Consider the following 25,512-nt stretch of genomic DNA (forward strand, 5'->3'; position numbering starts at 1 on the left):
AGCGAGGTGGAAAATAATGGAGACAGAGTGGCAAAAACGAGAACGAAAATTGAGGAAAAAAACGGAGATGTTAAGACTGTGCCGACTATTGGATATTGAAGATTGGGATCAAAATCAGGCAATTAGTAGCGAAATCAAAAAAATAGTTAGCAGAGTGACTCGAAAACCAGAAGTTAGCAATAAAAAGGATATGAAAAGTCAAAAGGAACAAAGCTACAAAGAAACAAAAAAGTTAAGAGACAAGCCGAGTGTTGCAAAAGAAAATCAGTGAGAAAAGAATTAACCAGCTACTACTATACGTATTATATGTATGCATGAATTGTAATATAGAAAAAACATGATTATCTCAATATTAAGAAAAACAGAGAAAAAAAGCCTGATCAACATGAATTGATGAACAATTCAAGTAAATCAGGTTTTTTTTAATTATATGCTAATTCTTGTCCCAATGGTTGTTTTGGAATAGAAATTTCAACCATACCTTCAAGTTCGATAACTGTGATGTCTTCTTTGCGATAGTCTGCGTCATGGAGTTTATTCAAGAAGTATTTTTGTACTTCTTGAATTTCATTTTGGCGGATATTTCGCTTATGATTCACTAGCAAAATTTCATTGTGTTCAGGTGCTTCAGTATAGACAACTGTGGTATTTCCCATGCTATAAACTTTGACCATATGTGCGTCAGTATTTTCTAATTGATTTAATACAAGGCGTGAATGGCTATTCGTCACGTTTACTAATTTCATGGCGCTCACCTCTCTTCTTTACGCATAAGTACATAAGTAACAGAATTATTTACCTAATTATAATTTTTTTCTCATAAAATGAAAAGTAATTTGCATTGATATTTGAAAATAAACAAAGAAGAAAAGCCGAACTTTCTAAGAAATTTGTAAAACAAATTGAAGAAAGCACGACTTCTCTTTCGAGTGAACACTGCAAAAATTTTTAGTTACTAACTATTCGGCAGTTTCAGAGCTTGATTCTTTTGCCAAACGTTCAGGTTTTGATGTAATAACGATTCGGTTTTCTTTATCTAGTTTTGCTTTCAAGTCATGAATTGTTGGATGATCTAGATAAAATTCCGCGATTCCGTCTTCAATTTGTTCTTGGATTGTTCGACGAAGTGGACGTGCACCCATGGATGGATCATATCCTAAATCAACTAATTTTTCTTTGACATTTTCTGGTACTTCAATATGAAGTTGTTGTACTGCTAACATATCATTTACATCGTTCAACATTAAAGTAACGATTGACATCAAATCTTCTTTTGATAAAGCACTGAATTCAATGATGCCGTCAAAACGGTTCAAGAATTCTGGTGTGAAATAATTGTTTAATTGATTCAAGACGGAACGAGTAACGCCTTCTCTCGCTGCACCGAAACCAACATTGGCTTCCACTTTACCTGTGCCAGCGTTACTTGTCATAATGATAATCGTATCTTTGAAGCTGACCGTCCGACCTTGTGCATCTGTCAAGCGACCATCATCCAAAATTTGCAAGAACATGTGTAAGACATCTGGATGTGCCTTTTCAACTTCATCAAGCAAGATTAGACTGTATGGATTACGGCGGACTTTTTCAGTTAATTGTCCAGCTTCTTCATAACCAACATAGCCAGGAGGGGAACCAATCAATTTTGATACGCTGTGTTTTTCCATGTATTCAGACATGTCGAAACGAATCATTGAATCCTCAGAACCAAACAACTCGAAAGCTAACTGTTTAGCAAGTTCTGTTTTCCCAACACCAGTAGGTCCAACAAATAAGAATGAACCAATAGGACGGTCTTTTTTACTTAAGCCGACACGGTTACGGCGAATGGCTTTTGCAACGCGTTCAACAGCGTTGTCTTGACCGATGACGTGTGCTTTCAAATCCGTTGCAAGATTTTTAAGCTGTGTTTGCTCTTTTTCTTTTAATTCGCCAACGGGAATGCCTGTGCGTTGTTCAACAATTTGTTCCATATCTTTTTCTGTGATGACTGGTGTTTCTTCATCAGTAATTTGTTTTTCTTTCATTTTTTGCAGTTTATTGATTTGGTCACGGTAATAAGCCGCTTTTTCAAAGTCTTCTTCGTTGGAAGCCTGTGTTTTTTGTGTTTCAGCTTCTTGTAATTTTTTATCAATCGTTTTTGGATCAACGATTTGAATGGTTAAGTTTTTCTTTGAACCAGTTTCATCTAATAAATCAATTGCTTTATCAGGTAAAAAGCGGTCTTGCACGTAACGATTAGATAAAACAGCAGCAGCTTTGATTGCTTCATCAGTATATTTTACATGATGATAATCTTCATAACGTTTTTGTAGACCTTTTAAAATACTGATTGTTTCATCAACAGTTGGTTCATCGACGCGGACAGGTTGCATCCGACGTTCGAGTGCAGCATCTTTTTCAATAATTCGATATTCATTCAAAGTCGTAGCACCAACCATTTGAAGCTCCCCACGAGCCAAAGCAGGTTTTAAAATGTTTCCGGCGTCCATGTTTCCATCGCCAGCAGCACCTGCACCAACGATCTCATGAACTTCATCAATGAATAAGATGACATTTTCTGCTTGTGTGATCTCTTCAATCAATTTTTGCATACGTTCTTCAAATTGACCGCGAATTCCAGTTCCTTGAACTAAAGAAACAACATCCAGACGAATGACTTCTTTGTCCATCAGTTTTTGAGGAACATCGCCATCAACGATTTTTTGTGCTAACCCCTCAACAACTGCTGTTTTACCAACACCGGGTTCACCAATTAAAACAGGATTATTTTTTGTTCGGCGGTTGAGGATCTCAACCACGCGTTTAATTTCTTCATCCCGACCGATGACTGGATCGATGTCACCTTGGCGAGCTTGCTCGGTAATATTAATGCCGTACTCTCCAAGTAAGCCTTCAGCATTTCCTTGGGGTGGTTGTCCACCGTTGAAATTATTTCCGCCACCGAATTGAGTAGGTGGTGTTTGTTCATAACCATTTCCTTGTTGTTGCATTTGATTAGACATTGAACGGAATAGATCGTCAAGACTACCAAATCCAAATGGATCGTTTTGGGCCATATTTGTCAGACCTCCATTTTTTTGATTTTTGATTTTTTGATAACAGCTCTGGCAATAATCTAATTGCGCTCGATGTCCGTTAACTGTTGCGTATAAATGAATTGTTGCTTCATTTTTGCCACAATTTTGACAAAGCATGTGTTGTTCACGTCCTTTCACAAAATGGGTTGCATCTTTATTTTACAACGCATATTTCAAGAGGTAAAAAGAAAACCCTTATCTTTCTTCCGTTTATTAGTTAGGCGAGAAGGTGAAAAAAGTCTATTGACCATTTCTGACCTTTGAATTTATTATACTAAAAAAAAGAAGAGAATCAACTATTTTAACTCGAATCAATTCTGCATTTAAAATAGCGCAATAAAGGCACATCTAGTAGAAAGAATGTTTGAAACTACATAACAAATTTTTGTTCTTTTTATTAAGAAAGTAGGGAGAAAAAAATTCGTATGATTTGTCCAAAAAAGAAGATAAAATAATGGGTAATTGTTGGAAACGCAATCAATGAAAGAATGCGAAAGAGTAAATCCAATAACGAAAAGAAAAGAAGTTTAAATAAAATACTTTTCACTGAATTTGAATGAAAACTGTTGTATCTGTCGAGAAAAAATGGTAATCTTTACAAATGAAAGGGTAAAGCTTTATTAGAAATCTTCTGGATTGCTAAAAAAGAAAACCCTCACATAAAAAACAACACTCACTTAAAGGAGACCGATCAATATGGAAAAGAAAGAATTTCACGTAGTAGCAGAAACTGGGATCCACGCACGTCCAGCTACATTATTAGTACAAACAGCAAGCAAATTTAACTCTGATGTAAACTTAGAGTATAAAGGTAAATCAGTAAACTTGAAATCTATCATGGGCGTTATGTCTTTAGGTGTAGGTCAAGGTTCTGACGTTACAATTACAGCTGAAGGTGCTGACGAAGCAGACGCTATGGCAGCTATCGTAGAAACAATGAAGAAAGAAGGCTTATCTGAATAATGGTTGAAATGCTAAAAGGGATTGCCGCTAGTGACGGTGTAGCCGTTGCAAAAGCTTACCTGCTAGTTCAACCGGATTTATCATTCAGTAAGACAACAGTAGAAGATACAGCTGCTGAAGAAACTCGTTTAGATGCTGCATTATCAAAATCTACTGAAGAATTGCAACAAATTCGTGAAAAAGCAGCGCAAAGCTTAGGTGAAGCAGAAGCGCAAGTATTTGATGCTCATTTGATGGTTCTATCAGACCCAGAGATGATTGGTCAAATCAAGCAAAATATTAAAGATAACAGTGTGAATGCTGAATCAGCTCTTAAAGAAGTAACTGATATGTATATTGGCATGTTTGAAGCTATGGATGACAACGCTTATATGCAAGAACGTGCTGCTGACATTCGTGACGTTGCAAAACGTATTTTAGCGCATCTATTAGGCGTGAACTTGCCAAATCCTTCAATGATCAACGAAGAAGTTGTCGTTGTTGCCCATGATTTGACACCAAGTGACACAGCTCAATTAGATCGTACATTCGTTAAAGCTTTTGTGACTGATATTGGCGGACGTACTTCTCACTCTGCAATTATGGCTCGTTCTTTAGAAATTCCAGCAATCGTTGGAACAAAAGAAATCACTGCTAAAGTAAAAGAAGGTCAAATGTTGGCTGTTAATGGTATCGAAGGTGACGTTATCATCGAACCAACGGACGAACAAAAGGCTGAATTTATTAAAGCAGGTGAATCTTACGCTGCACAAAAAGCAGAATGGGAAAAATTAAAAAATGCTGAAACAGTTACGGCTGATGGCAAGCATTTTGAATTGGCTGCAAATATCGGAACGCCAAAAGATTTAGTTGGTGTTCATAACAACGGCGGAGAAGCTGTTGGTCTTTATCGTACAGAATTCTTATACATGGATTCTCCAGACTTCCCTACAGAAGATGACCAATATGAAGCTTATAAAGCTGTTTTAGAAGGTATGGAAGGTAAACCTGTTGTTGTTCGTACAATGGACATCGGTGGGGACAAAGAATTACCTTACTTACAATTACCACACGAAATGAACCCATTCTTGGGTTATCGTGCACTACGTATCAGCTTGTCTGAACAAGGTGATGACATGTTCCGCACACAAATGCGTGCATTGTTACGCGCCTCTGTTCATGGTAACTTGCGTATCATGTTCCCAATGGTAGCTACTTTGAAAGAATTCCGTGCAGCAAAAGGAATCTTTGAAGATGAAAAACAAAAATTAATCAGTGAAGGCGTGGAAGTATCTGATACGATCCAAGTCGGAATTATGATTGAAATTCCTGCCGCAGCTGTCATTGCTGACAAGTTTGCTAAGGAAGTTGACTTCTTCTCAGTAGGTACAAACGACTTGATTCAATATACTATGGCTGCTGACCGCATGAACGAACGTGTTTCATATCTATATCAACCTTACAATCCATCAATCTTACGTTTAATTAAAAACGTAATTGACGCAGCGCATGCTGAAGGCAAGTGGGCTGGAATGTGTGGAGAAATGGCTGGGGATCAAACAGCTGTGCCTCTATTAGTTGGTATGGGCTTAGATGAGTTCTCAATGAGTGCAACATCTATCCTTAAAACACGTAGCTTGATGAAACGTTTAGATACAACGAAAATGGCTGAACTTGCTGATCGCGCGTTGAAAGACTGCGATACAATGGAAGAAGTCGTTGAACTTGTAAATGAATACGTAAAATAAGCTTGATTATTGAGTGTTAGAATTTTCGCTAACTTAGTGAGATTTCTAACACTTTTTTTGTTTCCTCAAAATCGGATTAGTTCTTTCAATTGAATCGCTTACTTTTAAAGTTGTTGAAAAATAGGGCTTAAGTTTGAGTGACAGTTTCATGGCTATGTTATACTATATAGGAGAAGGGGGACGTAAGGTGAAAGTATTATTATATTTTGAAAGTGAAAAAATACTTGCAAAATCTGGGATTGGACGTGCGCTTGATCATCAAAAGCGTGCTTTGTCAGATGTAGGGATTCCCTATACCTTAGATACCAATGATGACTATGACATTTTGCACATCAATACTTATGGTATCAATAGTCATAATATGGTTAACAAAGCGCGAAGAGATGGCAAAAAGGTTGTTTATCATGCACATTCGACAGAAGAAGACTTTCGCAATTCGTTCATTGGCTCTAACCAATTATCTCCTGTCGTCAAAAAATATCTAGTGAGTTTGTATCAAAAGGCAGACTATTTGATTACACCTACGCCATATTCTAAAAGGTTACTGGAAAGCTACGGAATCGAAGTGCCCATTCGTGCGATTTCCAATGGGATTGATTTAGATAAATACCAACCGGATCTTACGAAAGAACAAAAATTTAGAGAATATTTTGATTTATCTCCAAATCAAAAAGTAGTGATTTGTGTTGGTTTGTTTTTTGAACGAAAGGGAATCATTGACTTCGTTGAAATTGCTAGAAAAATGCCTGAGTACACATTTATTTGGTTTGGTCATGTGCCGATGTACTCGATACCTAAAAATATTCGAAAAATCGTCAAAGAAGATCATCCAAAAAATGTCATATTTCCTGGTTATATTCGTGGAGATGTTATTGAAGGGGCTTATTCGGGTGCGGACTTGTTTTTCTTTCCTTCCTATGAAGAAACTGAAGGAATCGTTGTTTTAGAGGCGTTAGCAAGCCGACAAAATGTCTTAGTTAGAGATATTCCAGTTTATGAAGGCTGGTTACAAGATGGTAAAAACTGTTACATGGGACGAACGAATCAAGAATTTATTGAGAAAATCAGACAAATAACTGAAAAAGAGATCCCAAGTTTGGTGCACGCCGGCTATAAAACAGCTGAGGAACGAAGCATCGAACGAATTGGCCAAGAACTTCAAGAAGTTTATGAAACGGTGTTGGAGGAACAAGAAACACCTTTAGAGGTAAGAAAAAGTAAATCAATGAAAAGGTAGTTTGGAGGCAAAAAAACATGAAAGTTGGCTTTTTTACCGATACCTATTTTCCGCAAGTTAGCGGAGTTTCTACATCAATCAAGACATTAAAAGATGAGCTTGAAAAAAATGGTCATGAAGTCTATATTTTCACTACAACAGATCCGAATGCGGATAAATTAGAAAAAGATGTTATTAGGATGCCAAGTGTCCCGTTTGTTTCTTTCAAAGATCGACGAATCGTTGTAAGAGGCATGTGGTATGCTTATTTAGTTGCCAAGGAGTTGGAGCTGGATTTGATCCATACGCATACTGAGTTTGGAGCGGGAATTTTGGGGAAAATGGTAGCCAGAAAATTGAAAATTCCAGTTATTCATACGTACCATACAATGTATGAAGATTATCTTCATTATATTGCAAATGGTAAAGTGATCAGACAGTCACACGTCAAATATTTTTCGCGTATTTTTGCTAACCATACGACAGGCGTTGTCTGTCCAAGTGAACGAGTGATTGACACACTGCGCGGGTATGGTGTAGTTGCGCCTTTACGAGTGATTCCAACGGGGATTGATATCGAAAAATTTAAGCGAGCAGATATTACCACTCAGGAAATCAGTACATTACGGTCGTCATTAGGATTAACTGATGACCAATTGATGGTGCTTTCGCTTAGTCGGCTCTCTTATGAGAAAAATATTCAAGCAATTATTCAAGGCTTTCCAGAAGTCATTGCGTCTTATCCAAACGCACGCTTAGTGATTGTGGGAAAAGGGCCTTATATGGAAGAATTACAGGATTTAATAGAAGAATTGGACTTACAAGAAGTTGTTCAGTTTACCGGTGAAGTTGATAACAATGCAGTTGCTCTTTATTATAAAGCAGCAGATTATTTTGTCAGCGCGTCCACTTCTGAAACACAAGGGCTCACGTATACAGAAGCTATGGCGGCTGGTACACCGTGTGTGGTTGAAGGTAACGCTTATTTGAATCGCCTGTTCGATCATGCATCCTTAGGGAAGACTTTTGAAACAGACGAAGATTTTGCACAAGCACTTATTCAATATATAGTAGATGATATTCCTGGTGATGAAGCAGTTCTAGCCGCAAAACTTTATGAAATTTCGTCTACGCATTTTGGTGAAGCAATGATTGAATTTTACCAAGATATGATTGTTTATCATGAAGAAGAAACGCGTCGAAAAGAAGAAGAAGCTTCCATCGAGCGAATCAAAATTAAATTAAATTCATTTAAACGATAAATAAAGCAATTTATTCTTAACAAACCTTGATTCTAGCGTATACTAGAGTCAAGGTTTTTTTTAGGAGGTTAGAACATGAAACTCGGATTTATTGGAACAGGTGTAATGGGTAGTTCTATTGTTGAACACTTATTACGAGCAGGATATGAAGTGGTCGTTTATAATCGGACAAAAGCAAAAGCAGATTCTTTAGTTGCTAAGGGAGCTGTTTGGGCAGATACACCACAATTAGTGGCTGAACAAAGTCAAGTGATTTTTACAATGGTCGGTTATCCAACGGATGTTGAAGAAATTTATTATGGACAAAATGGCATTTTTTCAGCAGATGTTTCAGGAAAAATTGTGGTTGATTTAACAACTAGTACACCAACTTTGGCAGAGAAAATTGCTCAGACAGCTTCTGAAAAAGGAGCAGCTGCATTAGATGCTCCTGTATCAGGTGGTGATTTGGGGGCAAAAAATGCTACATTAACAATTATGGTTGGTGGACGAGAAGATATTTATGAAAAAGTTTTGCCGATTTTTAGAGAGTTTGGCTCAACTTTCACGTTACATGGTGGCGCAGGAAAGGGACAGCATACTAAGATGGCTAATCAAATCATGATTGCTGGGACAATGACAGGAATGACCGAAATGTTAGCTTACGCAGAAAAAAATCAACTTGATTTGAAAAAAGTGATTGAAACGCTTTCTGGTGGTAGTGCAGCAAACTGGTCGTTGAGCAATTATGCACCACGTATTTTACGTGAAGACTATTCTCCTGGATTTTTTGTTAAACATTTTATCAAAGATTTAAAAATTGCATTAGATGAAGCAGAAAATCAATCACTTGAATTGCCTGCTACTAAACAAGCACTTATTTTGTACGAACAGTTGGCTGGTAAAGGGTTTGAAAACGATGGCACACAAGCGTTGATTAAACTTTGGTGGCCGAATGGAAATGTCCCAGAAAAAAAATCATAAAAAACTGGTTTTTTTCGCGAAAATCAATGCAAGACAGCCATGACTTTGTTACAATATAACAGAAATAAGAAAAGGAGGACCTCCTATGACACATTCACAATTAGTCGCAATTATTAAACGACTGGAGGCTATGGTCGAATCAGCAGACAACGAGTTGCAAGTTCGTCGCTTTGAAAAAGAAGGCGTTGAAAAATGTACAGTAACTTATGATAAAGCAACTGCTACATTTGAATTAACTGAAACAGATACACATCAACAATACGAGTTTGATAATATTGATATCGTTGCGATGGAAATCTACGACTTAATCCAATAGTTTGGCTAATTTAGCGTAAGCTTGTACACAACATAAAAAGACCGAGATGATTATTCGTCTCGGTCTTTTTATGTTGTACTTTTGAGTGGCTATTAGAAGTTACTCATTGATTATTTATTTGTGGTGGTTCTTTACTAAGCTTCCGCTGGTAGCTGAGCAAAATTTGAACAGGATCAACTTCCGCCTTTGTCAATTGTTGTTTTTTTGCTAAAGTATCGCTTCCGGCGGTGGAATGAAAATCAGGTGGGATATCATTAGCCAGTTTAGATGTCGCTACTAATTGACCGTAGCAAACTAGATAATATTTTGTTAGCTGTGGATTTGCCGCAACGGGTAAAGCCAAAGTAAGATAAGGTGTTTGCAAAAATGCGTTTTGGTTTCTAATTTGTCGAATGAAGGAAGTCATTAGTTCGATCTCATTTTGGATACTACTTGCACGTTCAAAATTGAGAAGTTCAATAAAATGTTCTTGTCGTTGTTTAAGATAAGACAAAATTTTTTTATTTCGACCTTGTAGAAGTCCGTAGATTTCTTTTTTCTTTTGTTGAAAGGATAATTGACTGATTGTTGGAAGCTGTGTTCGCAAAGCTAGTAGACTAATTTCTTTTAACCAAGGCATTTGGTAAGTTTCTTCTAAAATGCGTAAGATAGTAGGCATTTTTTTATAAGAGCGAAAAGGACCAAAACTTTGAGAAGTTGGATCATCCGACAGAATAAAACCACTGTCAGTTAATTGCAGATAATTATAATTAGTAAAGTAGTTCATTTGTCGATTATAAATGGGGTGATAGTGTTGAATTAGTTCGCATTCTAAGAGTAGCGCGTCTAGTTCGGTATCTACAACGACAAAATCAAAATCGACAATTGTATGTATCATTCTTAGTACTTTATTTGAATGTTGCTTGTTTTGTTGAAAGTAACTACTTACACGATTTTTTAACTGTTTAGCTTTACCAACATAAATCACCGAGCCGTGTTTATCTTTCATTAAATAAACCCCAGGAAGAAGAGGTATATTTTTGACTTTTTCTTTAAGCATAACTCCTCCTTTTGTCTTTCAATCAAAAAGACTATAACAAATTTGAAAAAAACAAACAAGAAAACTTGTTTTTTAGAAAATAAATAAACAAAAAAGCTTTGATAATCAAAATATTTTTTCAGAATAAATTTTTAATCTATCATTGTTGAATATTTGTTTTATCAACATTTATAAATGAGTTTTTTCTTAAAATAAACTGAGAATCAAAAAAAATCACTGAATATGGTTGATTTTTGAAAAAAGTTAAGATATAGTTTGAACATCAAAAGATTTGATAATCAAACTAATTAGTGGATGGTGGAACATGGAACCAGATTTGAAAACAGTTAATGATTATCTCGTAAGTGTGTTCAATGATATTTTGACGATCGAAGAGTCTGAATTGAAAAAATCACAATTCAACGATCTATCAATTACTGAGATGCATACGATCGAGGCAATCGGTATGTATAAGAAAAAAACAACTTCAGAAGTAGCAAAGGAGTTATCGATCACTGTTGGGACCTTGACCACTGCCATCAACAAATTAGTGAAAAAAGGGTATGTTGAGCGTATTCGCAGTGAAGATGATCGGCGTGTGGTAAAACTAGGCTTAACGAAAAAGGGTAAGCTATTATATCGCGTACACCAACATTTTCATCGAGAGATGGTCAAAAATATTCTGGACGGAATGGGCGACCAAGAACAACATGCTTTGTTAAATGCACTGAAAAACTTGCATGATTTCTTGCGAGAGTATAAGTGAGGAACGCTAATGGAACAATTTGGAACAATTACGGCAACTGCAAGTGTACTTCCTGAAAGAATCGTGACCAACGATGAACTTTCACAGATGATGGAAACATCCGATGAATGGATCAGTTCACGAACTGGGATTAGAGAAAGACGTTGTGTAACAAATCAAACAACATCAGATCTTTGTTTCCTAGTTGCGCAAAAATTACTAGAAAAGCAAAAAATGCAGCCAGAAGAACTAGATTTCATCGTAGTTGCTACGATTTCTCCTGATTATGCGATGCCTTCAGTGGCTGCGCAAGTCCAAGGACGATTGGGAGCAACCAAAGCAATTGCTTTTGATTTGAGTGCTGCTTGTACTGGTTTTGTGTATGCACTAAGTATTGCTGAAAAAATGATTCGCTGCGGCTCAAAAAAAGGGCTTGTGATTGGTGGAGAAACGCTGTCTAAGTTACTTGACTGGACAGACCGCTCGACAGCTGTATTATTCGGTGATGGAGCAGGTGGTGTGTTATTAGAAGCTGGCGCGACACAAAAATTATTAGTGGAGCATTTGGCAACAGATGGCACAAGAGGTTCTTCATTAACAGCAGGATATTATGAAAATCAAAGTCCATTTTATTCTGAAAAGTCAGAAGGTTCTTACTACTTACAAATGGTTGGACGTGATATTTTTGACTTTGCAGTCCGTGATGTCGCGAAGAATCTAAAAGAAATAACGCAAGAAAATTCAGTTGATTATCTACTTTTGCACCAAGCAAATCAACGAATTATTGAGAAAATCGCTCGGAAAGTCAAAATTCCACAAGAGCAGTTTCTAGCAAACATGGATAAGTATGGTAATACTTCTGCTGCAAGTATTCCTATTTTATTAGACGAGGCAGTTTCCGCTGGGACGCTTCAATTAGGCAGTAATCAAAAAGTGGTATTTACAGGTTATGGCGGAGGTTTAACATGGGGAAGTATCCTCATGGAGCTATAAACTGATAAATGATAAAAATAAAACTATAAAATTGTAAACAATATCGGAGGAATATATCGTATGGTATTCGAAAAAATTCAAGAAATTATTGCAGAAGAATTAGGGAAAGAAACAGAAGAAATTAAATTAACAACAGATATTCAAGAAGATTTAGAAGCTGATAGCTTGGACTTATTCCAAATCATCAACGAAATCGAAGATGAATTTGATGTGAAAATTGAAACAGAAGATGGCATTAAAACTGTACAAGATTTAGTTACTTACGTTGAAAAACAAACTGCATAATCATGTAATAAGGTTGGGGGCTGGGACATTTCCGATATGAAATGTCTTGGCCTTTTTGAATAAATGGATACTTAATCGTCTATCCTAAATTATTGGAGAATATAATGAAGACAGCATTTTTATTTAGTGGGCAAGGTGCTCAATATCAAGGCATGGGTCAAGATTTATATCATGAACCTGTAGTAAAGCAAACATTTGAGGAAGCAAGCCAAATTCTTGGTTATGACATGGCAGACTTATGTTTTACTGAGAATCAGCAGCTAAATCAGACAACTTATACACAGCCGGCGATTTTAACGGTAAGTGTTGCCTATTATCGTTTATTACAAGAACAAGGAATCACTCCTGACGCAGCATTAGGGCTTAGCTTAGGAGAGTATTCGGCATTGGTGGCAAGTGAAGCGCTATCGTTTGGGGAAGCAGTAGCATTAGTGGCGAAACGCGGTGCTTATATGACTGAGGCGGCGCCAACCGGAAGCGGAAAAATGGTCGCTGTTATGAATACACCGATTGAAGTGATTGAAGCTTGTTGCCAAGAAGCAAGTCAGTTTGGCATTGTTTCACCTGCAAATTATAATACACCACAACAAATCGTTATTGGTGGAGAAGTAGCAGCTGTTGAGGCGGCGATGACCTTGTTACAAGAACAAGGTGCCAAACGAATGATTCCATTAAATGTTAGTGGCCCATTTCATACAGGCATCCTAGCGCCAGCAGCGCAAAAACTAGCAAAGGAATTAAAATCAATCTCATTCAACGAACCAAAGATTCCAGTGATTAGCAATACCACCACTGAGATCATGACAAAAGAGACAATTCCTAACTTGTTAGAGCGTCAAGTAAAGTCGCCTGTTCGTTTTTATGAAAGTATTGAAAAATTAAAATCATTGGGAATTGACCAAATGATTGAAGTCGGACCAGGGAAAGTCTTGAGTGGTTTTATGAAAAAAATCGATAAAACGATTCCTGTTTACCGTGTTGAGAATCAACAAACATTTGAAGAAACTTATCAACGATTATCAGGGAGGTAATTATGGACGTTAGAGGAAAAAACGTTTTTGTCACAGGAAGTACAAGAGGCATCGGGGAAGCAATCGCAATTGCGTTTGCTAAAGCAGGTGCCAATATTGTCTTAAATGGTCGCAGCGCGATTTCTTCAGAAAAATTGGCTGAAATTTCAGCTTTAGGTGTTACCTGTATTGGGGTATCTGGTGATATCTCTGATTTTACTAAAGCAGGTGACATGATCAGGGAAGCGCAAGAGAAGTTAGGTTCTGTTGATATTTTAGTCAATAATGCTGGAATCACGAATGACAAATTATTACTTCGTATGGACGCTGAAGATTTCAAAAAATGTTTGGATATCAATTTGACTGGTACATTCAACATGACCCAACATGTTCTAAAACAAATGATGAAGAAACGTGAAGGTGCAATCATCAATTTGGCAAGCGTTTCTGGCTTAATCGGAAATGTCGGACAAGCAAACTATGCAGCTAGTAAAGCTGGAGTTGTTGGCTTAACAAAATCAGTTGCCCGAGAAGTAGCGACGCGTGGAATCACATGTAATGCCATTGCGCCAGGCTTTATTGCAACAGATATGACGGATGTTCTATCTGAAAAGGTGAAAGAACAAGTTACAAAACAAATTCCATTGCAACGCTTTGGTAATGTGGAAGATATTGCCAAAGCTGCAGTTTTCTTAGCAGAAAATGCGTACATCACAGGTCAAGTGATCAATGTTGATGGCGGTTTGGTCATGCACGGATAATAGAAAGGAAGATGATTGATGAATCGAGTAGTAATTACAGGCTATGGTGTTACTTCGCCAATCGGAAACGATGGAGATAGCTTTTTAGATAGTTTAAAAAATGGAACGAACGGAATTGCACCAATTACAAAATTTGATGCAACTGAAACAGGGATTACGCTCGCTGGTGAAGTAAAAGATTTCCCTTATGATAAATACTTTGTTAAAAAAGACAGCAAACGTATGGACATGTTTTCGATTTATGGAATCTATGCCGCTCTTGAAGCAATTGAAATGAGTGGATTAGAAAAAGAAAAAATCGATCAAGACCGTTTCGGCGTTATCGTTGGCTCAGGAATTGGTGGTTTACCAACAATTGAAAATCAAGTGATTCGTTTGCATGAAAAAGGTGCTAAGCGCGTATCACCAATGTTTGTTCCTATGTCGATCGCTAACATGGCTGCTGGAAATATTGCCTTGCGGGTAGGTGCTAAGGGAATCTGTACATCAATCGTTACAGCTTGTGCTAGTGGAACGAACTCGATTGGTGAAGCTTACCGTAACATCAAACATGGCTATTCAGATGTTATCTTAGCTGGCGGAACAGAAGCGACAATTTGTGAAATGGGAATCGCAGGTTTTGCTGCGTTGACAGCTTTATCAACTGCTACAGATCCAACACGTGGTTCCATTCCATTTGATGAAGAGCGTAATGGTTTTGTTATGGGAGAAGGCGCTGGAATCTTAGTGATTGAGTCCTTGGAACATGCAAAAGCACGTGGTGCAAAAATCTATGGTGAAATCGTTGGTTATGGTTCAAATTGTGATGCCTATCATATGACAGCACCAACACCAGACGGATCAGGCGCTTCAAAAGCAATGAAATTGGCAATGGACGAAGCAGGAATCCAACCAGAAGAAGTGGGTTATATCAATGCGCATGGAACAAGCACACCTGCAAATGATCAAGCAGAAGCAAAAGCAATTCAATTAGCACTTGGTGAAAACTTCCGAGAAACCTATGTCAGCAGTACGAAATCAATGACAGGTCATTTACTAGGCGCTGCTGGGGGAATCGAAGCTTTAGCAACGTTGTTAGCGTTAGAGCACCAATTTGTACCACCAACAATCAACGTAATGAATCAAGATCCAGAAATTGATTTAACAGTCGTAAAAAATGACAGTAAACCTGCTGAAATTACTTATGCAATGAGTAACTCACTAGGTTTCGGTGGACACAATGCGGTCCTTTGTATGAAACGCTGGGAGGAATAAGTTTGAATATCAGTGAAATTAAAGAACTAGTAACGCAATTTGATCAATCTTCTTTGACTGAATTTGATTTGCGCGAAGGTCAATTTGAACTTTATATGAATAAAAATAATACAAGCCGTGGAGCAGCAACAGCGCCCCAAACGATGGAAGCACCTGCAGTTCAACCTGTATCAGCTAAACCAGAAATCAAACCAGATGAACCGGTCAAGGAACAGTCTGTCGTAGCAGATACGAAGCAAGAAATTGAGGGTATCGAAGTAAAATCACCAATTGTTGGTGTTGTATATTTACAACCATCACCGGATAAACCAGCTTACAAAAAAGTTGGTGACCAAGTAGCAAAAGGTGAAATCATCTGTATTATTGAAGCGATGAAACTAATGAATGAGATTACCAGTGAATTTGACGGAGAAATTGTTGAAATTCTGGTTGAAAATGAAGAAGTTGTTGAATTTGGTCAACCACTCGTTAAAATTCAGCCAAAATAAGAAAGAGGTAGAAGATGAATATTCAAGAAATCAAAGAAATCATTCCACATCGTTACCCAATGTTGCTGATTGATCGAGTGGAAGAAATGGTTGCAGGCGAAAGAGTTATCGCTAAGAAAAATGTCACAATCAATGAACCTTTTTTTCAAGGACATTTTCCGGAAGAACCAGTTATGCCAGGTGTGCTGATTGTTGAAGCAATGGCACAAGCTGGGGCAGTTGCCTTATTGTCTTTAGAACAATTTAAAGGAAAGACAGCTTATTTTGGCGGATTGGATAAAGCAAAATTCCGTCGCAAAGTGACACCAGGAGATACTTTGTACTTGGAAGTTGAAATTATCAAAGTAAAATCTTCCGCAGGAATCGGGAAGGGTGTCGCAAAAGTGGATGGCAAAAAAGTTGCCGAAGCTGAATTAACCTTTATGATTGGATAGGTGAAATATGTTTTCAAAAGTTTTGATAGCTAACCGCGGTGAAATTGCCGTGCGGATTATTCGTGCCTGTCGTGAATTAGGTATTCAAACAGTTGCTGTATATTCAGAAGCAGATGCTGACGCACTGCATACCCAATTAGCAGATGAAGCGATTTGCATTGGACCAGCTAAAGCTGTTGATTCCTATTTGAACGTTCAACAGGTTTTAAGTGCGGCAATCGTTACTAAGGCAGAAGCGATTCATCCAGGTTTTGGTTTTTTATCTGAAAATAGTCGTTTTGCATCAATGTGTGAAGAGTGCAATATTGTTTTTATTGGGCCTAAAAGTGAAACAATTGATGCGATGGGGAATAAAATTAATGCCCGTCGCTTGATGCAAGAAGCGAAAGTTCCGGTGATTCCGGGAAGTAAAGGCGTACTTTCTACTGTAGAAGAAGCTTTGTCTGTTGCGGATAAGATTGGTTACCCAGTTATGCTAAAGGCCGCGGCTGGTGGTGGTGGTAAAGGAATTCGGAAGGTGATGACCAAAGAAGACCTACCACAACACTTTGCTTCAGCACAACAAGAAGCTGCTGCTGCGTTTGGAAATGACGAAATGTATTTGGAAAAAATCATTTATCCAGCAAGACATATTGAAGTTCAGATATTGGGTGACCATTATGGGAATGTCATTCATTTGGGTGAGCGTGATTGTTCGTTACAAAGAAATAATCAAAAAGTTCTTGAAGAATCCCCATCTGTTGTGATTTCTGCTGCAAAACGTGCAGATTTAGGCGCTGCGGCTGTTCGTGCAGCGAAAGCTGTGGATTACGAAAATGCTGGAACCATTGAATTTCTGATGGATGAATCTGGTGCCTTTTACTTTATGGAAATGAATACGCGAATTCAAGTAGAACATCCAGTGACAGAAATGGTAACGAATGTTGACTTAGTGAAAAAGCAAATTGAAATCGCAGCAGGCGAACCATTGGGGTTAGAACAAAGCGACATCAAGTTTCAAGGTCATGCGATTGAATGTCGAATCAATGCGGAAAATCCAGCTTTTCATTTTGCCCCTTCACCTGGAACCATTGAAAACTTATTACTTCCTGCTGGAGGAATGGGTTTACGTGTCGATAGTGCAGTTTATTCAGGCTATAAAATACCTCCATACTATGATTCAATGATTGCTAAAGTCATTGTTCACGGCGATACTCGCTTTGAGGCGTTGATGAAAATGCAACGTGCCTTAAGTGAAATCGTGACAGATGGTGTTGTGACAAATGCCGAATTTCAAATGGACTTGATTAGTCATCCAGCAGTGATTGCTGGTGATTACACGACGGCATTTTTACAAGAAGAATTTTTACCAAATTGGACACCTGAAACGGAGATTGGAGGCGAGTAGATGGCTCTGTTTAAGAAGAAAAAATATATTCGCATTAACCCAAATCGAGGAGCTCAGCCTACAAGTCCACCAACTGTTCCTGACAACATGTGGGCAAAGTGTCCGAATTGTAAACACATCATTTATACAAAAGATATTGGTGAAGAACGCGTTTGTCCGAATTGTGGTTACACGTTTCGTATCAGTGCTTGGCAGCGATTAGCGTTAACGATTGATGAAAAAAGTTTTGAAGAATGGGATACTGAATTAGCAACAGAAGATCCTTTGAACTTTCCTGGATACCAAGAAAAAATTGAAACAATGCAAGAAAAAACTGGCTTGCATGAAGCTGTTTTGACTGGTAAAGCAACGATCAATGACATTCCTTTGGCAATTGGCGTGATGGATTCAAACTTTATTATGGGGAGCATGGGAACGATTGTTGGCGAAAAAATAACTAGATTATTTGAACGAGCGTTAACAGCTAAATTACCCGTGGTGTTGTTTACTGCCTCTGGTGGTGCCAGAATGCAAGAAGGTATTTTTTCTTTAATGCAAATGGCAAAAATTTCCGCCGCGGTAAAACGTCACAGCAATGCAGGACTTTTTTATTTAACAATTTTGACTGATCCAACAACTGGTGGTGTAACTGCTAGTTTTGCGATGGAAGGGGACGTGATTTTAGCTGAACCACAAAGTCTGATTGGTTTTGCTGGCCGTCGGGTAATTGAACAAACGATTAAACAGGAATTACCAGAAGACTTTCAAAAGGCAGAATTTTTGTTAGCGCATGGTTTTGTTGATCAGATCGTTCCACGCACAGACTTGAAGCAGACCATTCATCAGTTGCTTGAGTTGCATACACAGAAAGGTTGGTTGGATCATGAATAAAACGGCTCATGAGGTTGTTCAACTAGCTAGAGCAAAAGAACGTTGGACGAGTTTAGATTTTTTTGAAGAAATTTTTGATGGATTTCAGGAGTTTCATGGTGATCGTTTGTTTGGTGATGATGAAGCAATCGTTGGTGGTGTTGCTCGCTTAGCTGGCAAACCAGTCACAGTGATTGGCATCCAAAAGGGTCGAGATCTACAAGAAAACATCCAACGAAACTTCGGTTCACCACATCCAGAGGGGTACCGCAAAGCTTTGAGGTTGATGAAACAGGCAGAAAAATTTAAACGACCAGTCATCACGCTGATTAATACTGCCGGAGCTTATTGTGGGGTCGGAGCAGAAGAACGTGGTGAAGGAGAAGCAATCGCTAAAAATCTTTTAGAAATGTCTGATTTAAAAGTACCAATTATAGCAATCATCATTGGTGAAGGCGGTAGTGGTGGGGCACTTGCGCTAGGCGTTGCTGATGAAGTTTGGATGCTTGAGCAAACGATTTATGCGATTCTTTCGCCAGAAGGTTTTGCATCTATTTTATGGAAAGATGGAAGCCGAGCGGCTGAAGCGGCGGAGTTGATGAAAATTACTGCGCCTGAATTACATGAGCTGGGGATTGTGGACAAGGTGATTCCAGAAACCTTTAATGGGGAACCAATTCCTTGGGCTAAAGTAGCATACATGATGAAAAAATCAATGATTGAAAAATTAACTGAATTATCGCAAACGGATGTAACAACTTTACTTGAAAAGCGTTATGAAAGATTCCGTAAGTACTAAGCGATTGATGATAAGAGGTTGGGATTTCTCCCAGCCTCTTTTTGTTGTATTGAAAAAGACAAAGCAATTTGCTTTTCTTTGATTCAATCTGACTTTTCAGTGGCTTGGAATCGTTTGGGATGAAGTTGTAGGAGTATATTTTTAGTCGAAAACGAAGAAAAATTCACAATAAATGGAATTTTCGCATGTTTTTTCAAAAATTACTCTTGAAATGAATAAAAAATCTGATATTATGTATAATAACTCATTAACTTAATGTTGAGTGTATAAATATTAGAGGAGAGTATCGATGAAAAAAATAATTTGGTTTGCGATGGTTTCAATGGTAGTACTTTTAGGCGCATGTAGCTCAGGAGGAAAAGAAACAAGTAATGATTCAAAAAAAGAAGTGATTCAAAGCATCCAAGATTCTGGAAAATTAGTGGTGGGAACTTCTGCAGATTTTGCTCCGTTTGAATTTCATACGATGATTGATGGAAAGGATAAAATCGTCGGTGTGGATATTGATTTGGCGAATGAAATCGCAAAAGAACTGGGTGTCAAAGTCGAGTTGATGGATATGGAATTCAATGCGGTATTAGCAGCCTTACAACAAGGAAAAGTCAATTTAGCGATTTCTGGTATTTCGGCAACAGAAGAACGTCAACAAACATTTGATTTCTCAGATAATTATTTTGCTCCGCCTCAAAAAATGGTGATTAACAAAGAAAACGCAAATGAATTAACTAGTCTCAAAAGTTTTGCAAAGAAAAAAGTGGGCGCACAAAAAGGATCAGTTCAAGAAGATGTGGTGAAAGAACAAGTGGCTGATGCGCAATTAGTTTCTGTAGCTAAAGTGCCTAATCTGATTATTGAATTAAAACAAGGATCAATTGATGGATTGGTTTTAGAAGAAACCGTTGCAAACTCCTATATTGAAAATAATCCAGAATTGATGTTAGCAGATGTTGATTTAGTTTCGAGCGACGAAGAAGCCTATGCAATTGCATTACCAAAAGGGGAAGAAGAATTACAAAAGAAAGTCAATCAAGTCATCCAAGAATTACAAAGCTCAGGAAAAATGGATGAATTTATCCAAAAAAATACAGAGTTAGCTAAAAAAGCAGAAGAATAAAGGAGTTTGATTACGTGAATTTTTCATTTCTATCGGTATACTATCCCTATTTCCTGTCAGGTGCATTAATTACATTAATTATTTCCGTTATTACGATTGTTTTTGGAACAGTAATTGGTGTCATTATGGCATTGTTGAAACTTTCAAAGATTCGCCCGTTACGGTGGTTTGCCAATGCTTATATTGAAGTATTACGTGGGACGCCAATGCTGATCCAAATTTTGATTGGTTTCGGATTGTTACAAGGCGTGGTTCATGCACCGACAGTTACTCTAGGTGTGTTAGATGTTGATTTTAGTCGGCTAATACCAGGGATGATCGTTTTATCAATGAATTCGGGTGCTTATGTCGCTGAAATCGTTCGTGGTGGTATCATGGCTGTCAATTTTGGGCAAGAAGAGGCGGCTAGCTCGTTGGGACTTAGACCAATGCAGACGATGCGCTATGTGATTTTACCACAAGCCTTGAGAAATATTTTACCTCCAATGGGTAATGAATTTATCACGTTGATCAAAGATTCTTCCCTACTTTCAACGATTGGAATCTACGAGTTATTAAATAGTGCTCAAATCGTTATCTCGAATTCTTATCTCCCTTTAGAACCTCTCTATGTAGCCGCAATTATTTATTTTGTTCTAACCTTTTTGATGTCGAGATTGCTGCATGTTTGGGAAATCAAATTAGGTAAAGGATACCGATGAAAGGAAGGGCATCAATGGAAGCACTTATTCAAGTGAATCACTTAACCAAAACGTTTGGACAAAAAGAAATTTTAAAAGGTATCACATTAGAAATCTCTCAAGGAGAGGTCGCGGTTGTGATTGGGCCGTCGGGCTCTGGAAAAAGTACGTTTTTACGTTGCTTGAATCTGCTAGAAGAGCCGACCAGTGGAATAATCTTATTTGATGGTCAAGAAATCACCAATAAAAAAACAGATATTTACCAAATGAGGGAACAGATGGGAATGGTTTTTCAACAATTTAATTTATTTCCAAATCTAACAGTGTTAGAAAATATTTTGTTGGCACCGACGAAAGTAAAAAAAATCAGTCGCGCAGAGGCAGAAGAAAAAGCGTTAGTCCTTCTTGATAAAGTCGGCTTGGTAGCAAAAGCAAATGAATATCCGCAAGCATTGTCAGGCGGACAACAGCAAAGAATCGTAATTGCTAGAGCTCTTGCGATGGAACCCAAAGTAATGTTGTTTGATGAACCAACGTCCGCATTAGATCCAGAAATGGTGGGAGAAGTTCTATCAGTAATGCAGGAGTTAGCAAAGGAAGGTATGACTATGGTAATCGTGACCCATGAAATGGGGTTCGCGCGAGAAGTTGGGGATCGTGTTTTGTTCATGGATGATGGAAGGATGATTGAAGAAGGGACACCAAAAGAACTTTTCGAGGAAACAAAGAAAGAGCGAACACGTCAGTTTCTTGAAAAAGTTTTATAAAAGGAAAACGATTGCCAATGGGGTGATCGTTTTTTTTTCGAAAGAGTGAGATACAAAATAAAACAAGCAGTTGTGAACGGATACAAAAATGTGTGAAATGGATTGAATGGTAAAGGTAGTTTTTTTTTAGATTATGCAGTATAATTAGGGGCTGAGGAGTACCTGGTGTGCTCCTTCATTTTTTGCAAATGAGGAGACAAGATGTTTTCAAACTATAAACCAACATGGATGGTAGAAGCCATCTATCAAATTACCCCTGCACAGTTGAAAAATTTAGGTATCAAAGCCGTGTTAACTGATTTGGATAACACATTGATTGCTTGGAATAATCCAGATGGAACAGAAGAATTGTTGAATTGGATTTTAGAGATGAAAAATGCTGACATTCCTGTTGTAGTTGTTTCAAATAATAACTCGAAGCGAATTGAACGAGCTATCGAAAAGTTTGATTTGCTTTATATTGCTCGTGCAATGAAACCATTTGCTGTAGGAATCAATCAAGCAAAGAAAAAGTTGAACCTTGCTGATGATGAACTCGTAATGATTGGTGATCAAATCATGACGGATATCCGTGGCGCAAATCGCGCAGGGATTCGTAGTATTTTGGTCAAACCAATTATCGAGACGGATAGCTGGAAAACACAAATCAATCGTTTTTTTGAAAAAAGAATCATGGCTCATTTATTAGTAAATAATCCTGATATGGGCTGGCGAGGTGGAATTGAATGAGTGAAGAATTACACTGTATCGGGTGCGGCTCGATTATTCAAACAGATAGACCAGGAGAACTAGGATATACACCGCAATCTGCCTTAGAAAAAGGGTTGGAATCAGGTGAAGTTTATTGTCAACGTTGCTTCAGACTACGACATTACAATGAAATCCAAGATGTTTCGTTAACAGATGATGATTTTTTACGTTTGTTAAATGAATTAGGTCAAAAGGATGCATTGATCGTTAACGTTGTCGATATTTTTGATTTCAATGGTTCATTGATTCCGGGATTACATCGTTTTGTTGGCGATAATCCAGTGTTATTAGTAGGTAATAAAGTCGATATCTTACCAAAATCACTGAAGAAACCTAAAATGATCCAATGGATGACGGAGCGTGCGCATGAAGCTGGGCTCAGACCTGTCGAAGTACTACTGACAAGTGCCAAAAAAGCACATGAAATGGAAGATTTATTGGCTAAAATCGAAGAATATCGTGAAGGTAGAGATGTCTATGTCGTTGGTGTGACGAATGTCGGTAAATCTACACTGATCAATCAAATCATCAAGAATACTGCGGGTGTTCAAGATGTGATTACTACCTCACAATTTCCCGGAACGACTTTAGATAAGATTGAAATTCCTCTAGATGACGGTCAAGCGCTAATTGACACACCGGGAATTATTCACCGCCATCAAATGGCGCATTATTTAGGCAAAAAAGATTTACGTATTATTGCACCAACAAAAGAAATCAAACCGAAAGTTTATCAATTGAATGATGGTCAAACACTCTTTTTAGGTGGATTGGCACGTTTTGATTTTGTAAATGGTGAACGTGGCTCATTTATTGCGTATGTTTCAAATGATGTGAATATCCATCGAACAAAACTCGAAAAAGCAGATGAATTTTACGCAAAACATGTGGGTGGACTTTTACAGCCACCACGTCCTGACGAGGTAGCAGAGTTCCCTGAATTAGTTCGTTTTGAATTTTCAGTGAAAGAAAAAACGGACATCGTTTTTGCCGGACTTGGATGGATCACTGTGTCACAGCCAGCTGTTGTTGCTGGATGGGCGCCTAAAGGTGTCGATGTAATCAAGCGTAAAGCTTTAATTTAAGGAAGAAGGAAAAAAATGGAATTAAGAGGAAAACAAAAACGTTTTTTACGTAGTCAAGCACATCACTTGCAGCCTATTTTTCAAATTGGAAAAGGCGGAATCAACTCAGCGATGCTTGTTCAAATCAATGAAGCATTAGAAAAACGTGAACTAATCAAAGTTACTTTGTTACAAAACACGGATGAAATCGCTGAAGATGTTGCACGAATTTTAGAAGAAGAAGTTCAATGTGAGATTGTTCAAATCATTGGACGTGTATTGGTGTTATACAAACCATCAAGTAAAGAAAAATATCAACGCATTTCACGAGAAGTAAAAGCAATCTAAGGAGTGGTCGTTAATGAGTACGCAGGCTAATCTATTTGTTCGTTCACGAGTTTTTCCAAAAGAAATGCCACAAGTTTTTGAAAAAAAACGGCAAGTTGGAATCTTGGGCGGAACATTTAACCCTGTCCATCTGGCACATCTAGTTATGGCTGAACAAGTTGGACAGAATTTAGGACTGGATCGCGTATTTTTAATGCCATCCTATCAACCACCACATATTGATGAGAAAAAAACGATTCCGGCAGCGCATCGTTTGAATATGCTTGAGCTCGCAATCGAAGACAATCCATTTTTGGCAATTGAAACCGTGGAATTAAGTCGTGGTGGTAAAAGTTATACTTATGACACAATGAAAGCCTTGACGCAGAATAATCCAGATACAGATTATTATTTCATCATTGGCGGAGATATGGTTGAGTATCTACCGAAATGGTACAAAATCGACGAATTAGTCCAACTTGTCCACTTTGTGGGTATCAAGCGTGCTGGTTATGGAGTCGAAACACCGTATCCGGTAATCTGGGTCGATGTGCCTGAAATTGACATTAGTTCGACCAAGATTCGTCAAAAAGTTCGTCAAGGTTGCTCGATTCGCTACTTAGTTCCTGACAAAGTAGTTGATTACATTCAGAAAGAAGGCTTGTATCAATATGGATTATAGTAGTCATTATACTGCGGATACTCGCGAAACATTGATGCAAAAAGTCCAAATGCGAATGAGTGAGCGTCGTTTTCAACATGTCTTAGGTGTAGAGAAAATGGCGATAGCATTGGCTGAAAAGTATGGTTGTTCGCCAGAAAAAGCTAGTATTGCCGCGCTGACTCATGATTATGCAAAAGAACGTCCAGATGATGAGTTTATGCTAGTCATCAAACGTGATGGATTTGATCCTGATTTGCTAAATTATGGCAATGCGATTTGGCACGGACTTGTAGGTGCTTCATTTGTTGAACGTGAATTGGGCATTACAGATCCTGAGATTCTAAATGCTATTCGAGTGCATACAACTGGGGCAGCAAAAATGACCTTACTGGATAAAATCATTTATGTCGCTGATTATATCGAACCAGGCAGAAATTTTCCTGGGGTAGAAGATGCGCGAGAAATCGCATTAGTTGACTTAGATGAAGCAGTTGCTTTTGAGACCAAGCACACACTAGCTCATTTAATTGAGCAAGAACAACAAATTTATCCAAAAACAATCGAAACATACAATCATTGGGTGGCGAAAAAATAAA

Annotated in this window: 29 protein-coding genes; 26 read left to right on the plus strand and 3 right to left on the minus strand. The window is 37.9% G+C overall.

The features are described from left to right. The first annotated feature begins 16 nt into the window (after positions 1-16). A complete protein-coding gene (locus JZO71_RS08745; protein WP_206899124.1) occupies positions 17-271 on the plus strand; it encodes a flagellar motor switch protein in 255 nt (84 codons plus the stop codon). Between the two features lie 151 nt (positions 272-422). Here the strand turns inward: JZO71_RS08745 and JZO71_RS08750 are convergent, their stop codons facing one another. Both JZO71_RS08750 and JZO71_RS08755 read right to left on the minus strand, forming a co-directional pair. Continuing rightward, complete coding sequence (locus JZO71_RS08750) at positions 423-746, minus strand: DUF1827 family protein (RefSeq protein WP_206899125.1); 324 nt, start codon at positions 744-746, stop codon at positions 423-425. Between the two features lie 213 nt (positions 747-959). Further along, positions 960-3,197, minus strand: coding sequence for an ATP-dependent Clp protease ATP-binding subunit (locus tag JZO71_RS08755; protein WP_206899126.1), 2,238 nt, complete (start codon positions 3,195-3,197; stop codon positions 960-962). Positions 3,198-3,776: 579 nt separating this feature from the next. On the opposite strand from JZO71_RS08755, the gene JZO71_RS08760 reads away from it, so the two are divergent. The 6 genes from JZO71_RS08760 (at position 3,777) to JZO71_RS08785 (ending at position 9,527) form a co-directional block, all read left to right on the plus strand. Next, positions 3,777-4,043 carry a phosphocarrier protein HPr gene (locus tag JZO71_RS08760; protein WP_002287602.1) on the plus strand — a complete coding sequence of 89 codons (267 nt, stop codon included), beginning with the start codon at positions 3,777-3,779 and terminating at the stop codon, positions 4,041-4,043. Next, complete coding sequence (ptsP, locus tag JZO71_RS08765; RefSeq protein ID WP_206899127.1) at positions 4,043-5,770, plus strand: phosphoenolpyruvate--protein phosphotransferase; 1,728 nt, start codon at positions 4,043-4,045, stop codon at positions 5,768-5,770. Before JZO71_RS08760 ends, ptsP begins: the two co-directional genes overlap by 1 nt. Positions 5,771-5,957: 187 nt before the next feature. Then, complete coding sequence (locus tag JZO71_RS08770; protein WP_206899128.1) at positions 5,958-7,007, plus strand: LTA glycolipid anchor biosynthesis glycosyltransferase, IagA/BgsA family; 1,050 nt, start codon at positions 5,958-5,960, stop codon at positions 7,005-7,007. 17 nt (positions 7,008-7,024) lie between these two features. Further along, a complete protein-coding gene (locus JZO71_RS08775) occupies positions 7,025-8,248 on the plus strand; it encodes a glycosyltransferase family 4 protein (RefSeq protein WP_206899129.1) in 1,224 nt (407 codons plus the stop codon). 75 nt (positions 8,249-8,323) lie between these two features. After that, the gene (locus tag JZO71_RS08780; protein WP_206899130.1) at positions 8,324-9,211 is read left to right on the plus strand and encodes an NAD(P)-dependent oxidoreductase; all 888 of its coding nucleotides are present in this window, start codon (positions 8,324-8,326) and stop codon (positions 9,209-9,211) included. 85 nt (positions 9,212-9,296) lie between these two features. Then, positions 9,297-9,527, plus strand: coding sequence for a YkuJ family protein (locus tag JZO71_RS08785; RefSeq protein WP_206899131.1), 231 nt, complete (start codon positions 9,297-9,299; stop codon positions 9,525-9,527). Positions 9,528-9,630: 103 nt separating this feature from the next. Here the strand turns inward: JZO71_RS08785 and JZO71_RS08790 are convergent, their stop codons facing one another. After that, positions 9,631-10,566, minus strand: coding sequence for a GIY-YIG nuclease family protein (locus tag JZO71_RS08790; protein WP_206899132.1), 936 nt, complete (start codon positions 10,564-10,566; stop codon positions 9,631-9,633). 304 nt (positions 10,567-10,870) lie between these two features. Here JZO71_RS08790 and fabT point away from each other — a divergent pair, with 304 nt between their 5' ends. The 19 genes from fabT (at position 10,871) to yqeK (ending at position 25,511) form a co-directional block, all read left to right on the plus strand. After that, positions 10,871-11,311, plus strand: coding sequence for a fatty acid biosynthesis transcriptional regulator FabT (fabT, locus tag JZO71_RS08795; RefSeq protein ID WP_067480856.1), 441 nt, complete (start codon positions 10,871-10,873; stop codon positions 11,309-11,311). Between the two features lie 9 nt (positions 11,312-11,320). Further along, the gene (locus JZO71_RS08800) at positions 11,321-12,283 is read left to right on the plus strand and encodes a beta-ketoacyl-ACP synthase III (protein WP_206899133.1); all 963 of its coding nucleotides are present in this window, start codon (positions 11,321-11,323) and stop codon (positions 12,281-12,283) included. A 60-nt stretch (positions 12,284-12,343) separates the two neighbouring features. Beyond that, a complete protein-coding gene (locus JZO71_RS08805; RefSeq protein WP_002287614.1) occupies positions 12,344-12,568 on the plus strand; it encodes an acyl carrier protein in 225 nt (74 codons plus the stop codon). A gap of 104 nt (positions 12,569-12,672) precedes the next feature. Beyond that, a complete protein-coding gene (gene fabD, locus JZO71_RS08810; protein ID WP_206899134.1) occupies positions 12,673-13,599 on the plus strand; it encodes an ACP S-malonyltransferase in 927 nt (308 codons plus the stop codon). Positions 13,600-13,601: 2 nt separating this feature from the next. Continuing rightward, positions 13,602-14,339: a 3-oxoacyl-[acyl-carrier-protein] reductase gene (gene fabG, locus JZO71_RS08815; RefSeq protein ID WP_206899135.1), complete on the plus strand. Its 738-nt coding sequence runs from the start codon at positions 13,602-13,604 to the stop codon at positions 14,337-14,339. A gap of 18 nt (positions 14,340-14,357) precedes the next feature. Beyond that, on the plus strand, positions 14,358-15,593 hold the full coding sequence (fabF, locus tag JZO71_RS08820; RefSeq protein WP_206899136.1) for a beta-ketoacyl-ACP synthase II: 1,236 nt from the start codon (positions 14,358-14,360) through the stop codon (positions 15,591-15,593). A 2-nt stretch (positions 15,594-15,595) separates the two neighbouring features. Continuing rightward, on the plus strand, positions 15,596-16,081 hold the full coding sequence (accB, locus tag JZO71_RS08825) for an acetyl-CoA carboxylase biotin carboxyl carrier protein (protein ID WP_206899137.1): 486 nt from the start codon (positions 15,596-15,598) through the stop codon (positions 16,079-16,081). Between the two features lie 14 nt (positions 16,082-16,095). Continuing rightward, on the plus strand, positions 16,096-16,515 hold the full coding sequence (gene fabZ, locus JZO71_RS08830) for a 3-hydroxyacyl-ACP dehydratase FabZ (RefSeq protein WP_206899138.1): 420 nt from the start codon (positions 16,096-16,098) through the stop codon (positions 16,513-16,515). Positions 16,516-16,522: 7 nt separating this feature from the next. Next, a complete protein-coding gene (locus tag JZO71_RS08835; protein WP_206899139.1) occupies positions 16,523-17,902 on the plus strand; it encodes an acetyl-CoA carboxylase biotin carboxylase subunit in 1,380 nt (459 codons plus the stop codon). After that, positions 17,903-18,772, plus strand: coding sequence for an acetyl-CoA carboxylase, carboxyltransferase subunit beta (accD, locus tag JZO71_RS08840; RefSeq protein ID WP_206899140.1), 870 nt, complete (start codon positions 17,903-17,905; stop codon positions 18,770-18,772). Then, positions 18,765-19,550, plus strand: coding sequence for an acetyl-CoA carboxylase carboxyl transferase subunit alpha (locus tag JZO71_RS08845; protein ID WP_206899141.1), 786 nt, complete (start codon positions 18,765-18,767; stop codon positions 19,548-19,550). Before accD ends, JZO71_RS08845 begins: the two co-directional genes overlap by 8 nt. A gap of 289 nt (positions 19,551-19,839) precedes the next feature. Next, entirely contained in the window at positions 19,840-20,664 is an 825-nt protein-coding gene (locus JZO71_RS08850) for a transporter substrate-binding domain-containing protein (protein ID WP_206899142.1), read from the plus strand. Between the two features lie 14 nt (positions 20,665-20,678). Then, positions 20,679-21,365, plus strand: coding sequence for an ABC transporter permease subunit (locus tag JZO71_RS08855; RefSeq protein ID WP_206899143.1), 687 nt, complete (start codon positions 20,679-20,681; stop codon positions 21,363-21,365). A gap of 14 nt (positions 21,366-21,379) precedes the next feature. Then, positions 21,380-22,111, plus strand: a complete 732-nt coding sequence (locus JZO71_RS08860) for an amino acid ABC transporter ATP-binding protein (RefSeq protein ID WP_206899144.1) — start codon at positions 21,380-21,382, stop codon at positions 22,109-22,111. Between the two features lie 201 nt (positions 22,112-22,312). Continuing rightward, complete coding sequence (locus tag JZO71_RS08865) at positions 22,313-22,840, plus strand: YqeG family HAD IIIA-type phosphatase (RefSeq protein WP_206899145.1); 528 nt, start codon at positions 22,313-22,315, stop codon at positions 22,838-22,840. Next, positions 22,837-23,946 carry a ribosome biogenesis GTPase YqeH gene (gene yqeH / locus JZO71_RS08870; RefSeq protein WP_206899146.1) on the plus strand — a complete coding sequence of 370 codons (1,110 nt, stop codon included), beginning with the start codon at positions 22,837-22,839 and terminating at the stop codon, positions 23,944-23,946. Before JZO71_RS08865 ends, yqeH begins: the two co-directional genes overlap by 4 nt. Before the next feature lie 15 nt (positions 23,947-23,961). Next, positions 23,962-24,273, plus strand: a complete 312-nt coding sequence (yhbY, locus tag JZO71_RS08875) for a ribosome assembly RNA-binding protein YhbY (protein ID WP_067480904.1) — start codon at positions 23,962-23,964, stop codon at positions 24,271-24,273. A 13-nt stretch (positions 24,274-24,286) separates the two neighbouring features. Beyond that, positions 24,287-24,934, plus strand: a complete 648-nt coding sequence (locus JZO71_RS08880; RefSeq protein WP_206899147.1) for a nicotinate-nucleotide adenylyltransferase — start codon at positions 24,287-24,289, stop codon at positions 24,932-24,934. Continuing rightward, a complete protein-coding gene (yqeK, locus tag JZO71_RS08885; RefSeq protein WP_206899148.1) occupies positions 24,924-25,511 on the plus strand; it encodes a bis(5'-nucleosyl)-tetraphosphatase (symmetrical) YqeK in 588 nt (195 codons plus the stop codon). The genes JZO71_RS08880 and yqeK overlap by 11 nt, the downstream gene beginning before the upstream one ends. The last annotated feature ends 1 nt before the right edge of the window (position 25,512 follow it).

It is taken from the genome of Candidatus Enterococcus courvalinii, from assembly GCF_017315945.1.
In the GTDB taxonomy this organism is placed as follows: Bacteria; Bacillota; Bacilli; order Lactobacillales; family Enterococcaceae; genus Enterococcus_B; species Enterococcus_B courvalinii.

Bases quoted from the DNA above. Each gene is read 5' to 3' on its own strand.
- JZO71_RS08865 (WP_206899145.1), top strand. From the start codon at position 22,313: ATGTTTTCAAACTATAAACCAACATGGATGGTAGAAGCCATCTATCAA.
- JZO71_RS08745 (WP_206899124.1), top strand. From the start codon at position 17: ATGGAGACAGAGTGGCAAAAACGAGAACGAAAATTGAGGAAAAAAACG.
- fabT (WP_067480856.1), top strand. From the start codon at position 10,871: ATGGAACCAGATTTGAAAACAGTTAATGATTATCTCGTAAGTGTGTTC.
- JZO71_RS08750 (WP_206899125.1), bottom strand. From the start codon at position 746: ATGAAATTAGTAAACGTGACGAATAGCCATTCACGCCTTGTATTAAAT.
- yqeK (WP_206899148.1), top strand. From the start codon at position 24,924: ATGGATTATAGTAGTCATTATACTGCGGATACTCGCGAAACATTGATG.
- ptsP (WP_206899127.1), top strand. From the start codon at position 4,043: ATGGTTGAAATGCTAAAAGGGATTGCCGCTAGTGACGGTGTAGCCGTT.
- fabZ (WP_206899138.1), top strand. From the start codon at position 16,096: ATGAATATTCAAGAAATCAAAGAAATCATTCCACATCGTTACCCAATG.
- JZO71_RS08835 (WP_206899139.1), top strand. From the start codon at position 16,523: ATGTTTTCAAAAGTTTTGATAGCTAACCGCGGTGAAATTGCCGTGCGG.
- JZO71_RS08860 (WP_206899144.1), top strand. From the start codon at position 21,380: ATGGAAGCACTTATTCAAGTGAATCACTTAACCAAAACGTTTGGACAA.
- JZO71_RS08775 (WP_206899129.1), top strand. From the start codon at position 7,025: ATGAAAGTTGGCTTTTTTACCGATACCTATTTTCCGCAAGTTAGCGGA.
- JZO71_RS08780 (WP_206899130.1), top strand. From the start codon at position 8,324: ATGAAACTCGGATTTATTGGAACAGGTGTAATGGGTAGTTCTATTGTT.
- JZO71_RS08800 (WP_206899133.1), top strand. From the start codon at position 11,321: ATGGAACAATTTGGAACAATTACGGCAACTGCAAGTGTACTTCCTGAA.
- JZO71_RS08785 (WP_206899131.1), top strand. From the start codon at position 9,297: ATGACACATTCACAATTAGTCGCAATTATTAAACGACTGGAGGCTATG.
- fabG (WP_206899135.1), top strand. From the start codon at position 13,602: ATGGACGTTAGAGGAAAAAACGTTTTTGTCACAGGAAGTACAAGAGGC.
- JZO71_RS08845 (WP_206899141.1), top strand. From the start codon at position 18,765: ATGAATAAAACGGCTCATGAGGTTGTTCAACTAGCTAGAGCAAAAGAA.
- yqeH (WP_206899146.1), top strand. From the start codon at position 22,837: ATGAGTGAAGAATTACACTGTATCGGGTGCGGCTCGATTATTCAAACA.
- fabD (WP_206899134.1), top strand. From the start codon at position 12,673: ATGAAGACAGCATTTTTATTTAGTGGGCAAGGTGCTCAATATCAAGGC.
- yhbY (WP_067480904.1), top strand. From the start codon at position 23,962: ATGGAATTAAGAGGAAAACAAAAACGTTTTTTACGTAGTCAAGCACAT.
- accD (WP_206899140.1), top strand. From the start codon at position 17,903: ATGGCTCTGTTTAAGAAGAAAAAATATATTCGCATTAACCCAAATCGA.
- JZO71_RS08755 (WP_206899126.1), bottom strand. From the start codon at position 3,197: ATGCTTTGTCAAAATTGTGGCAAAAATGAAGCAACAATTCATTTATAC.
- fabF (WP_206899136.1), top strand. From the start codon at position 14,358: ATGAATCGAGTAGTAATTACAGGCTATGGTGTTACTTCGCCAATCGGA.
- JZO71_RS08760 (WP_002287602.1), top strand. From the start codon at position 3,777: ATGGAAAAGAAAGAATTTCACGTAGTAGCAGAAACTGGGATCCACGCA.
- JZO71_RS08880 (WP_206899147.1), top strand. From the start codon at position 24,287: ATGAGTACGCAGGCTAATCTATTTGTTCGTTCACGAGTTTTTCCAAAA.
- JZO71_RS08790 (WP_206899132.1), bottom strand. From the start codon at position 10,566: ATGCTTAAAGAAAAAGTCAAAAATATACCTCTTCTTCCTGGGGTTTAT.
- JZO71_RS08805 (WP_002287614.1), top strand. From the start codon at position 12,344: ATGGTATTCGAAAAAATTCAAGAAATTATTGCAGAAGAATTAGGGAAA.
- JZO71_RS08850 (WP_206899142.1), top strand. From the start codon at position 19,840: ATGAAAAAAATAATTTGGTTTGCGATGGTTTCAATGGTAGTACTTTTA.